Consider the following 12,123-nt stretch of genomic DNA (forward strand, 5'->3'; position numbering starts at 1 on the left):
TCCCGCGACTTGTATTTACATTACCACAATAGTAGAACGTTATCCGAATTATTTGACTGGCGAATTTATTCGCTACCTAGACGGTTCGCTCGGTTTCATCTCCCAGCTAAAGAGCGTGGGAGCCTTCACCCATCGCTTTTCTAATGGTAAAGACGCCAAGCTAGGGCGTCTCAATTCGTTTGAGAAATATTATCGTTTATTTCATTACTTCTATTTTTATTAAGTTAAAATACATTCTTGACCCAAATAGCTGATTATACCCCAAGAGTTAAAAATTTTATCAAGAGTTTTTGGGCATTTTTAAAGACTCCGTAAAGTTCCCATCATCTTGTTGCTCAGATCGGGGAATTGGAATACTATACGAAAAGAGAAAATATAAGTCATACGCTTGTATTACAGGTGACAAAAGCCGACAAACTCAATCGTGACAGATACTTTACCCCCCCTCTTGTATCGCTATGGCAGAATAAATTGATGATTTTCTGAGACTGTAATCGAGGAACATTAAATCGTTTAGGTCATGCCCTAGTGATGGATGAGTGTTATGGGGGGTGCATCTAAAATTGTCAAAAAAACATCCTTCCCGTTGTATTCCTCTAGCCAGAAATGATTGGTCGAGTTAAGTTTTTGAAGAGTTGTCTAATCCTATTGAAGTTCTATTGAATTTTAGAGTTGCGGACAAAAACCAGCTAACATCATGCATTACGGCTACAAACTTGTTGGGTTTCTGACTAGAGTTTTATCCACCCCCTTGAGAAGCAAAGACCAGAAATTAAAATTCAGATCGCGGTTGAGCAATAATTTTAAAAACTATTGATCAAGCCAAATACTGAATTGAATTGAGACAATTGTAGAAAGTAGGTTACAGTAAAAAAATGCTCTCTGTATCAGAGAAGAATAGCGAATTGCTAGCTTGTGAATTGGACATCACCGCATTCAACCAAAAACAACGACCACGGTAAACCTGTTTCAAGGGGAAATCATGATGAATCGTTTCTATCAATCATCATTAGAAATTGATCAACTTGACGGTATTCCGGATACAAACAGAAAACGCGAATTAAAGCAGCGACTTGAACAGTTAAATCAAACCCAAACCCACTATCCCGCCGCTCAATGTATTCATCAGCTCATTGAACAAGGAGAGCGTCGCACGCCGGACAAAATCGCGATTCGGTTTGAGGGTCAAACCCTAACCTACCGGGAACTGAACCACCGCGCTAATCAGGTTGCTCACTACTTACAAACGCTACAGGTTAAACCAGAGGTACTGGTAGGTATATGTATGGAGCGATCGCTGGATATGGTGATTGGTCTATTGGGGATTCTCAAAGCTGGGGGCGCTTATGTCCCCCTTGATCCCGCCTATCCCCAAGAACGCTTAGCGTTGATGATTGAAGATTCCCAAGTCACCGTTCTCGTCACCGAACAAGAACAACTGACCCGGTTACCTGACACCCAAGCAAGAGTAGTGTGCCTAGATAGAGATCAACAGGCAATTACTAAACATAGTCAGGAGAATTTAGACAGTGGCGTCACACCTGACAATCTAGCCTACACAATCTACACCTCCGGCTCAACCGGTAAACCCAAAGGCGTACAAGTCTTGCATCGTGGGGTGGTAAATTTCCTCACCTCAATGAGTATCGCACCCGGACTCACCCCAGATGACACCCTGCTGGCTGTAACCACCATCTGCTTCGATATTGCTGCATTGGAACTGTATTTACCCTTAATCGTTGGCGCTGATATTGTGTTAGTGACGCCAGATGTAGCCGCAGATGCTGCTCAGTTAATCCCAGTTTTGCAAGAATCCGGTGCTACCGTCATGCAAGCCACCCCCGCCACTTGGCGGATGTTGTTAGCCGCAGGTTGGCAGGGAAATCCCCAGCTTAAAATTCTCTGTGGTGGAGAACCCATGTCCCGCGAGTTGGCGCGTCAACTCCTAGAACGGAGTGGTTCCCTGTGGAATATGTACGGACCGACGGAAACCACAATCTGGTCAGCGGTGCATAAGGTGGAATCGGCGGAAAAATCAATACCCATTGGTCGCCCCATTGCTAATACCCAAATTTATCTGGCTCATCCTGAGCAAAACTCATCTGACCCGATTAAATTTGTACCTCTGGAAGAACCAGGAGAATTACTGATTGGTGGGGTGGGTTTAGCACGAGGGTATCTCAACCGACCTGATCTAACCGATGAACGATTTATTCCTGATCCCTTTAGTCGAGAACCGGATGCCCGTCTCTATCGCACGGGAGACTTAGCCCGGTACTTACCCGATGGGACTCTCGAATGTTTAGGTCGCCTGGATCATCAAGTCAAAATTCGTGGCTTCCGGATTGAACTCGGCGATATTGAATCTGCCCTCTATCAACATGCGGGTATCCGAGACGCGGTGGTTGTCGCCCGTGATGACAGTTCTGGCGAAAAACGCTTGGTTGCCTATCTCGTCAGTGACTTGAATGTCGAAAATATCCCCCTGCAAACGACGTGCTGGGTAGCGTACCAAGGGAATCCAGAAATTGAATTAACCACCAGCGATTTCTCTTGCGATCGCATCACCTTAATCAATGCGCCCACCCCTTGGCAAAACGGTCAATCGTTGACGCTGCGTTGTCAATTTCCCGGCGTCCCCGATGAACTTAAACTCACCGGAACCATCGCCACAAAATCCCAGGAACGGATAGAAGTAAGACTCGACACCACACCGACCCAACAGGCACTTTTACGTCAGAGTATCAAACACATTGCCCAAACCCAGGGCTTAGTGGTTCATGACTTACGCCGCCAAGAACCCCGAATACCCCTAACTATTAATTGTCTGGCGGAATTGGAGTCCGGGGAAAAAGTCCGGGTGATGACGCAAAATATTAGCCAAGAGGGGATTTGCTTAAAGGTATCAACTTCTGAACTCTGGCAAACGGATCAACGCCTATTGCTACGATTACAATTGCCCGGAGTCGAAACCCCGTTATGGCTACAAGGAATCATTGTTTGGCATATTGAAGACTATGTTGGCGTCAAGTTTGATACCACGACTAGCCAGAAGGCGAAACTCCATCGCAGTCTGGGAAATCTGCGGACAGAACCGCGCATTCCACTCCAGATTAATTGCCTTGCTGAATTTGAGTCGGGTCAACAAGTGGGAGTGACGACGCAAAACTTTAGCCGGAACGGGATTAGCTTAAAAGCACTGACCCCGACATTTTGGCAAAACAACCAACCCATACTGTTACGGGTGCAACTGCCAGGGGTGCAAAATCCCTTATGGCTGCATGGCACTGTCGCTTGGCATGTTGAGGAAAACGCCGGGGTGATTTTTGAGACCACGCCCACCCAGCAGGAGCAAATCCATCAGAGCATTGAGCATATTATTAAAACTCAAGGATTATCTCTGGCGCAGTTGCGATCATTCTTGAGTGATAAGCTACCGGCTTATATGGTTCCTTCTACCTTTGTGCTACTGGATAGTCTGCCCCTAACACCCAACCGAAAAGTTGATCGCAAGGCGTTACCTGACCCTAACCAGGCGCAACAAGTTTCCCAGGATACCTTCGTCGCACCGCGCACACCCGTTGAACAGGAGTTAGCACAAATCTGGGCAAAAGTATTGGATGTTGAGCGCGTGGGTGTTTATGACAACTTCTTTGAACTGGGGGGACATTCGCTGCTGACGGCGCAACTGTTGTCTCAGGTGCGAGAACTGTTTCAGGTGGAGTTACCGTTGTTTGCTCTATTTGAAGCGCCTACAGTGGCGGAATTGGCTCAAACCATTACCGCAAAGACTCACGATGATTCGTCTCAACCTGACCAAGGGGATGGGACAACGGTTACGGGTACAATCGCGGTCACGGATTTAGCCAACGACGCAGTTTTGGATGGGACGATTTATCCAGAAAAGCCTTATCGTCAGCCGGACACTGCACCGGAAAAGATTTTGATTACAGGTGCGTCAGGTTTTCTGGGCGCATTTTTATTGCAGGAATTACTCCAGCACACGAATGCTACAGTGTATTGCTTAGTGCGTGCCAAAACCTTAGAGGCTGCTCAGCAAAAGATTGCGGCGAACTTCAACCGCTATTTACTCTCATCCGATAAGCTGGAGTCGCGGGTTGTCCCTGTGTTGGGTGATTTAGCTCAACCTCGGTTGGGACTGTCGCAGTCGCAGTACGAAGCGTTAACCAGCGAGATTGACACCATCTATCACAATGGGGCGTTTGTCAATTTAATTTATCCCTACAGCGCCTTGCGAGCCGCCAATGTTCTGGGAACCCAAGAGATTCTCAAATTAGCCAGCAAAACCAAGGTTAAACCCGTTCACTTCGTCTCGACGCTGGATGTGTTTCAATCTCCGCGCTATGCTCAAATGTCGGTAATTTTAGAACAGGATAGCTTGGAGTCAGGGGAGGAATTATCTGACGGTTATGCCCAGAGTAAATGGGTGGGTGAGAAGTTGGTCAAACAAGCCCACGCACGGGGAATTCCAGCTTCGATTTACCGACCGGGTATGATTACGGGACATAGCCAAACTGGGGCGTCTCAACCGGGGGACTTGATTGACCGATTAATTAAAGGGTTGATTCAATTGGGGAGTGCGCCGGAGTTAGAGTTAAATCTCAGCTTGACTCCTGTAGACTATGTGTCCCAATCCATCGTCCATCTGTCCCAGCAGCCAGATTTATGGGGTCAAGCGTTTCACTTGGTCAGTCCGGAGATGGTGTCCTTAGAGCAACTGGTGGACGAAATCCGCGCGATCGGTCATCCTCTAAAGTGGATGGACTATTCCACCTGGCAAGACAAGCTGATTCAGGTTGCCAGTGAAGAGCCCGACAATGCGTTGAGTCCGTTGGTGTTCCTGTTTACCCAATGGGTGGGTGAAAACCAGCGTCCCTATCTGGAAACAGCGGCTTTAGTCTCTCAGGCGTTTGACTCCCAGAATACTTTATCCGGCTTAGCCGGAACGAATATTGTCTGTCCGTCAGTCAATAGCCAGGTGATTCGGGCTTATCTTGCCTACAACCAGTTGGTGTGAACCATTGTTGGGTGATAACCAGATACCCAACTTCCTTTTCAATGGGTGCAGTCGTTGATGGAATCGTAGGAGGGAGATCGCCCTCCTACTTTGTTATTCTTCCTCTGGTTCAGACTCCTTTTCAGTTGTATCCGTTGCCTCAGCTTCCTCATCAGTTTTTGCTCCACTCTCCAAGATGCGCTGTCGGTCTGCTGGATCGGTGATGCCGTATAGATTCAGAACTTTCTCGTCAATTTCTGCATCAATTTGGGCAACTTCATCCAGTAGGGCGTGAATGGCTTGGCGTTTTTGGTCTTCCCAAGCAAAGAAAGCGTTGAGGTCGGTTGCTTCTTCTGGAATCTGTGCCTGATTTTTGATCTCGTCCCAGGTTTTACCCTGCCATTGGGGAGCCTTTAGGTAGCCCAACAGATAGCGACGGATGTTGTCATCCGGGACTTCAAACCAGAGTTTATTGTTACGCAATACTAGACTGGTTGGATATTGGGGTGGAATAAAAACATTACTGCTGATGGTTTCTTGCAGGTTGCACTTTTCGGGAATGCTAAACAACTGTGCGGCTCTGGCATCAAAGAAATTCAGCGTTGAAAAGTTGGGGTTTTGCTGTTGAATTTCGCTCAAGAGGCGATCATAGGGAATTTCGATCAGGGTGTTACCGTCCCGTTGGCGCTTAATGACATAACCCTGTTCTCGCAGTTGGTTTAGTTGGGCGTTTTTGACGAGGATGAGATCGACCAGTTCAATAAATTCTGCTTGTGTGTCAGCATCTGCCGGATAGATGGGTAGCTGGCGAATAGTATCAGGGTTGATATTAACATTAAAGTATGTTCTGGAATACCAATAATTCAATAATGAAGAGTTGAAAAGCGCCAAGATAAACTTCAGATCGTAGCGTGAATCTTCAGCGTCAATAACGTTATTATAGTTATCTCGATTGTAAAAACCTGTATCATCAAATGTTGCTACTAGCCTCCTTCTTAGTGATTTATTCCTTAAACGCACAAGGATAATTTTAGGAGAATCAAAATATTTTTCCTCCCGCGCACGCCAAAGCCACTCACCATATTTTAAGTAAGGCTGTGTTTTTCCCCAGCGTAATCCATAGCGTCCAACACATCCGCTGCCGTCAAGCAGGGGCTTCCAATCAGGTTCATTTTGTGGTAAATCTCTCCGAGGTTTTACATACAAGTTAGCCTGACTATTGGCTTTCGTTTTATATACGATAATTCCTTGATTACTCTCCGTGATATCTTCGAGCCGTAAGATTTTCGTTAAAGTCGTATTTCCATTTATGGGAATTCGGCAAGCTTCTTCAACTTGCTGCATAAGAGCGTTATAACGAATTTTTATCTCAAATCTAGAATCATCTAACCAGCTTTCTTGTAGATGTGTAAGCGTTTCATTCCACCTTCTTTCTGTAAGTTTATCTAGAGTATCTTTAAAATCTAATAAATTAACTTGTACTTTTTGAGCTTTTCGATGTGCTTCGTTATATTCTTGGCTCAAAAATAGAAGCAAACAATCTACAGTAGCATCAGACCAAATTCCTTGAGGTAAATCTACTATTTGCTCAATTCGTCCCCCCTGGAGTAGCTCCCTACGTAAAGCTGTAGTATTTTTACCTGTCAAATAAGTATTTGGAGTGATGAAACCAAGCCTACCATTTTTTGCCAGTAGTTCAATTCCAAGCTTTAGGAAAAAGGTGTAAGAATCAGGTTTGCCAAAGAAAATATCAGCATAATCAGCCCGAAGAATATCTTTGTAGGCATCACCCAGCTTTGCCCCATAGGGTGGATTGGCAACTACAAACGCAAATCCATTGGCATAAGGTGTATTAGGAGAACGGCTTTTAATCTGGTCTACTTGGTCGCTTTCCTCTGCAATCAGCGTATTAAACAACGCAAAGCGATAAGTTCCAGCAGGACGAGCCAAGGCATCTACATTGTAAATATGAAAACGTTTGATTGGTTGATGCTGCTGCTTTTCATGTGCCAGTTTTACCAGATCCAACACTTGAATCAACAAGTTGACCTCTGCTAGATAACAAGCAAAAGGATTCAGATCAAAACCAAACAAATTGGCTTGTACCCGTTCCAAAACAGTAACTGGATCATCAATCTGATCCGCATTATTCTTGTAAGTCGATACTAACCGTTTGGCTGCCGCCACCAAAAACGAACCACTCCCACACGTCGGATCTATCAAGCGTTTGTTCTTGCCAATAATTCCCGCACCCGATATATATCCCACTTCATCCAAAATGTAATTCACAATTTCGGGAGGTGTGTAATACTGCCCTTTTTCCTTCTTCTCTTTGCGGCTGACATAGGTGTTATATACCGTCCCTACAATGTCCGAATCTACCCCAGCAAAGTTAAAGCGGCTGAGTTGGTACAGTGTCATAATCAACTGTTGCTCATTCAACTGATACCAGTTAAACAGTTCCCGTCCAGTAAAAAAGTGAGCATAAATATTTTGGGCGTTGTTATACGCCATATCCAGCAACGGACTGTAAGGATTGCCTGTCGCAAAGATCCAATACCGTTTAATCGTTTCCTGCCATTGCTTCATCCCCCCATCTGACACAAACCGATGGGCAACCCGATCCTCGCCCTGAAAAATCTCCTTGTCCTCGCAAACTCGAATTAACAGCAGCCTGATAAACACCACATACGCCGCCTGCAATGCAAACTCATCTCGTCGTTGGTCTTCACTCAATCCACCAAGCATGGTTTCTTGCACCAAAGCCGTCCAAACCGTGTAATCATCAAATACACGAATATTTGCTTGATAGGTTTGGCGCAGGGTTGCCTGTCGCTGATGCCAACCAAAGACCATATTGGCATAGGAAACTAGCACATCATGGAGTGGTGTATAATCCTTTTCTAAAGAAGATGGAGTTTTTGGCGGTTTGGCTTTATCCGCGTGTTTACGCTTAAATGCCTGATTTAGCACCCCAAGCACCTGATTGAACAACTCCTTGGGGCTAATAAATGCCCTGGCATCCTGTTCGAGCCGAATCAGCATTTCTTGAATGGTTGCCTGTTCCTCTGTACTCAAACCTACCAAGCTTTGAATACTCGTTAGACCAGATAACACCCGTTCCCGCAACTGTTGAATCTGTTGTGTCGCTGATTCAATAGCATCATCTGCCAGTCGATTGGCTTTATTCAGGTATTCATCATGTAAGGTTAGGTGATGATTCAGCGATCGCCGCGCATCTCCCTTAAGCTCCTCCACCAACGACTGCAACGACTCCACCAAAATCGGCTCATTCCCACTACCATTGCCAAGAGGTAATGCCCGTTGCTGCCATTCCTCCAGATCGATCGCCAGTTCATCCTTTAACCGCTCCAGATTGGTAAATGCAGCCTTACGGAACAAATCAAATACATCCCGTAATGCTCTTGTCGTATTATCAGAAAGGTTTGCGACTCCTCCCTGGTTCCATTCCTGAATTGCAGTGGGAAGATCCAAATCAATAATGCATCTAGGCTGATTTGGATTGGAAAATTCCCAAACCATAAACTGTCTAGCATTTGTCAGCCATCCGAACCGCAACCCACGTATATAACCCCGTAACTGCGATAGATTACTGTTCGGATCATTCAGATCCAGAGTCAGCGTCAGCGATGTACTTTTGTCCTCGACAATAAAACAAGTACCGTACACCGGATCGGTTGGAGCAAAATCAGGACGACTACTTTGTTTCTGCTGGTTATAAGCTTGCTCCCCTGGTGCAAAACCCAGTAACTCAAGCAAAGGACTGATAATAGCGTTGTCAACAATAGAGGCTTCATCTCCTCGGCGTTGAGCATCTGGGCGATTTATGTAGCTCAAGAAATCAGCTTCTCTTTTGAAGCTCTTTTGGAATATCCCAAAAAAGGCGTGTAGGAACTCGTCAAACATCGGTAGCTCAGTCATAGATTGTCAATTATAACCAGGTAAGCCTACACTGTCGAAGTGCTTGCCGAAGTGCCAACCAAACAGGCGATCACGCTGTAATCGTTATGATTCTCAAGATCGGGTACAGTCTCCCAATTGTCGAACTTGCCCACATACAGCCCCTGAGTAACCCTCTTTTTTCCTAAGTGACACAAGAGGGTTAATCTATACATACCATAAACGCGATCGCGGAAATCTCATCGTCTCGGAAAAACTTGACCCACTTCAATTTGCAGAAAACCAACGACCCTTATAATGGATAAGAGAATGTAAAGAAGTAATAACGACAAGATTTAGGGACACTTACCCATTGTGTTTGTTCTTAGCGGCTACGAATATTTTTTAGGGTTCTTACTGGCAAGCAGTTTAGTCCCCTTCCTAGCGCTGGCAGCCTCTAAGCTGCTGCGACCCAACATCCGTGACCCCGAACGCCGGACGACCTACGAATCTGGCATGGAACCGATTGGGGGTGCTTGGATTCAGTTCAATATCCGGTACTACATGTTTGCCCTGGTCTTCGTGATTTTCGATGTGGAGACAGTATTTCTCTATCCCTGGGCAGTCGCCTTCAATCAGCTAGGACTACTGGCGTTTATCGAAGCACTCATCTTTATTGCAATTCTTGTCGTTGCTCTCGTTTACGCTTGGCGCAAAGGAGCTTTAGAATGGTCATGAATACAGATACAACAAACGCTGCTTCCCAACAGCAGCAACAAAAAGAGAAAATCCTCAATCCCATCAGTCGTCCTCAGGTCACGCAAGACCTCTCAGAAAACGTCATTTTGACGACAGTAGACGACCTGTACAACTGGGCTAGGCTTTCCAGCTTGTGGCCCATGATGTATGGTACCGCCTGCTGTTTCATTGAATTTGCCGCGATGATTGGCTCTCGGTTTGACTTTGACCGCTTTGGATTAGTGCCCCGTTCTAGTCCCCGACAATCGGATTTGATTATTACCGCTGGCACAATCACGATGAAAATGGCACCAGCGATGGTGCGTCTGTATGAGCAAATGCCAGAACCTAAATATGTGATTGCGATGGGGGCTTGTACGATTACCGGGGGGATGTTCAGCGTCGATTCGCCAACAACTGTGCGTGGTGTCGATAAGTTGATTCCCGTGGATGTTTATATTCCCGGCTGTCCACCCCGTCCAGAAGCAATCATGGATGCGATTATTAAACTTCGCAAGAAGGTGGCGAATGAGTCTATGCAGGAACGGGCAAACCTGAGTCAAACCCACCGCTATTACAGCACCACTCATAGCATGAAAGTTGTACCAGAAGTGCTTACGGGTAAGTATTTGCTGTCTGAAACTCGTCAAACTCCGCCCCAGGAGTTAACCGAAGCGATGGGAATGCCTGTGCCACCTGCGCTGAAGTCTGCTCAACAGCAGGAGGTGAATCGTGGCTGAAGAATCAAAAGAACAGACACAAGAGAATACTGAAGAATCCCCACTGGTAGAGACGGGAAAAGTCCACGGCTGGCTCCAGGAAAACGGTTTTGAAACCGAGTTAATGGAACCAGACCACCTGGGAATTGAGGTGATTAAGGTACATCGGTCGGTATTGATTCCCGTTGCCACAGCTTTGTATGCTTATGGGTTTAACTACCTGCAATGTCAAGGTGGCTATGATGTCGGTCCTGGGGAAGAGTTGGTCAGTTTCTACCATTTAACTAAGGTTAGCGATGATGCTGAGCAACCTGAAGAAGTCAGGGTGAAGGTATTTCTACCGCGAGAAAATCCCACGGTGTCATCAGTCTATTGGATTTGGAAGAGTGCTGACTGGCAAGAGCGGGAAACCTACGATATGTTTGGCATTGTCTATGAAGGACACCCCAACCTGAAGCGGATTTTGATGCCAGAAGATTGGGTGGGTTGGCCCCTGCGGAAGGATTATATCTCGCCCGACTTCTATGAATTGCAGGATGCTTATTAATTTAGGTAAACTCTAGGGTACCCATCAAGAAAGTGGGGCTCTTGCGTTCGCCTCACTATAAAACGCGAATCCTGTTCTGGGAGGAGAAGCCCGCGCCGTACCGCCTAAGCAGTCGGCGTCGGGAGTAGGTCACTCAACTGCCCACATTAACTCTACGGATATAGTGTGGGCTTGGGCTCCCCTTTCTTCTAGGTCGGAGAGTATCAACCACTTATCTCATTCATTTGGGCAAAAGAAAGTAGTGCGAGCATCTTGCTCGCGTCTTTCTACTGGGACAAAAACCTTACCCTTTTACCCTTCTACCCCTTCCCCACTATACACAACCGATGCTACCGAACTTGATTGTATTGCTTAAGGATTACCGATAGATTCAGGAAATGTTCGCTTAAATTCATCAATCAGTTCGTCAAGTTCTTCTAGGGCTTGATTGACATCGATTCTGAGAATCCCTAAATTAGGTTGCTCCAAAAGTTGGACGAGAAACTGTCGCTTACTCTCAATTACGGTTATGCGTTCTCGCATAGCTTGTGAATCCATAATTAGTATCCTTTGTTTCCTTTGATGTCTACCTGAATGATATCGTAACAGACATTTTCTTGCCGTTCACTTGCTTTTTCCTCTTCGCTTCGCTAAAGGGCAAGCTTTTTACTTCCAAGGTAGCGGGATTAGACTGGTGTGCTAGCTGAGGAAAGGGGGGCGCTTGGATTTAGGCGGTTTATTTTTTATCACTTCGGCAATAAATCGCTTTAATGCCTTTTCGCGATTTTTCATAAACGCTGACCAAAAGCCGGGATAAAATTCATCCATGGTTTTTGCTAACGCCCAAACATCAACAGCTAGAATGTTATTAAGGGTTTCATCCTCGCGCTTTAACGAATCAAGCTGATCGAGAAAACGGTGTTTTTTTGAGGATGCTTGTTGCTTTTTTTCTTGAATCATTTTAAAAAAAGATAACAATCGATTCAATCAAACTGGTCGTATAAAAACTGTTTACCTACTATGCTACAGAGAATACTAGACTATCCCCTGGTCTCCTCCATGGAACCAAAAGCTCCCGCATCCTCTGGCTTCCCCTGTGCAATAAATGCTCTCGCATCCGCTGGTCTCCCCCGTGCAATAAATGCTCTCGCATCCGCTGGTCTCCCCCGTGCAACAAAGGCTCTCGCATCCGCTGGTCTCCCCCGTGCAAAAAAAGCTCTCGC

Annotated in this window: 8 protein-coding genes; 5 read left to right on the forward strand and 3 right to left on the reverse strand. The window is 45.9% G+C overall.

From position 1 onward, the window contains the following. Both RIM23_RS08895 and RIM23_RS08900 read left to right on the forward strand, forming a co-directional pair. The coding region (locus RIM23_RS08895; RefSeq protein ID WP_446366319.1) for a hypothetical protein at positions 1-223 on the forward strand (223 nt) is incomplete at its 5' end. A gap of 759 nt (positions 224-982) precedes the next feature. After that, a complete protein-coding gene (locus RIM23_RS08900) occupies positions 983-5,038 on the forward strand; it encodes an amino acid adenylation domain-containing protein (RefSeq protein ID WP_446366321.1) in 4,056 nt (1,351 codons plus the stop codon). A gap of 93 nt (positions 5,039-5,131) precedes the next feature. Here RIM23_RS08900 and RIM23_RS08905 read toward each other — a convergent pair whose 3' ends face one another. Then, positions 5,132-8,959 carry an N-6 DNA methylase gene (locus tag RIM23_RS08905; RefSeq protein ID WP_446366323.1) on the reverse strand — a complete coding sequence of 1,276 codons (3,828 nt, stop codon included), beginning with the start codon at positions 8,957-8,959 and terminating at the stop codon, positions 5,132-5,134. A 333-nt stretch (positions 8,960-9,292) separates the two neighbouring features. Here RIM23_RS08905 and ndhC point away from each other — a divergent pair, with 333 nt between their 5' ends. From ndhC to RIM23_RS08920, 3 genes are read left to right on the forward strand one after another with little or no spacing between them, the layout of a single operon-like run. Beyond that, a complete protein-coding gene (gene ndhC, locus RIM23_RS08910; RefSeq protein ID WP_446357737.1) occupies positions 9,293-9,655 on the forward strand; it encodes a photosynthetic/respiratory NAD(P)H-quinone oxidoreductase subunit C in 363 nt (120 codons plus the stop codon). Then, positions 9,652-10,395 (forward strand): NADH dehydrogenase subunit K, encoded by a 744-nt coding sequence (locus RIM23_RS08915; RefSeq protein WP_446366325.1) that lies wholly within the window; start codon positions 9,652-9,654, stop codon positions 10,393-10,395. Before ndhC ends, RIM23_RS08915 begins: the two co-directional genes overlap by 4 nt. Further along, positions 10,388-10,921, forward strand: a complete 534-nt coding sequence (locus RIM23_RS08920) for an NAD(P)H-quinone oxidoreductase subunit J (protein WP_446357735.1) — start codon at positions 10,388-10,390, stop codon at positions 10,919-10,921. The genes RIM23_RS08915 and RIM23_RS08920 overlap by 8 nt, the downstream gene beginning before the upstream one ends. 351 nt (positions 10,922-11,272) lie before the next feature. Here RIM23_RS08920 and RIM23_RS08925 read toward each other — a convergent pair whose 3' ends face one another. Both RIM23_RS08925 and RIM23_RS08930 read right to left on the reverse strand, forming a co-directional pair. Then, complete coding sequence (locus tag RIM23_RS08925; RefSeq protein ID WP_446335097.1) at positions 11,273-11,458, reverse strand: hypothetical protein; 186 nt, start codon at positions 11,456-11,458, stop codon at positions 11,273-11,275. A gap of 141 nt (positions 11,459-11,599) precedes the next feature. Beyond that, on the reverse strand, positions 11,600-11,860 hold the full coding sequence (locus RIM23_RS08930; RefSeq protein ID WP_446335096.1) for a hypothetical protein: 261 nt from the start codon (positions 11,858-11,860) through the stop codon (positions 11,600-11,602). Positions 11,861-12,123 lie beyond the last annotated feature (263 nt).

It is taken from the genome of Coleofasciculus sp. G3-WIS-01 (genome assembly GCF_040223135.1).
Taxonomy (GTDB): domain Bacteria; phylum Cyanobacteriota; class Cyanobacteriia; order Cyanobacteriales; family Coleofasciculaceae; genus Coleofasciculus.

What these genes read in the sequence shown, in the direction of transcription:
- RIM23_RS08900 (WP_446366321.1), top strand. Translation starts at nt 983, where the DNA reads ATGATGAATCGTTTCTATCAATCATCATTAGAAATTGATCAACTTGAC.
- RIM23_RS08905 (WP_446366323.1), bottom strand. Translation starts at nt 8,959, where the DNA reads ATGACTGAGCTACCGATGTTTGACGAGTTCCTACACGCCTTTTTTGGG.
- RIM23_RS08915 (WP_446366325.1), top strand. Translation starts at nt 9,652, where the DNA reads ATGAATACAGATACAACAAACGCTGCTTCCCAACAGCAGCAACAAAAA.
- RIM23_RS08925 (WP_446335097.1), bottom strand. Translation starts at nt 11,458, where the DNA reads ATGGATTCACAAGCTATGCGAGAACGCATAACCGTAATTGAGAGTAAG.
- RIM23_RS08930 (WP_446335096.1), bottom strand. Translation starts at nt 11,860, where the DNA reads ATGATTCAAGAAAAAAAGCAACAAGCATCCTCAAAAAAACACCGTTTT.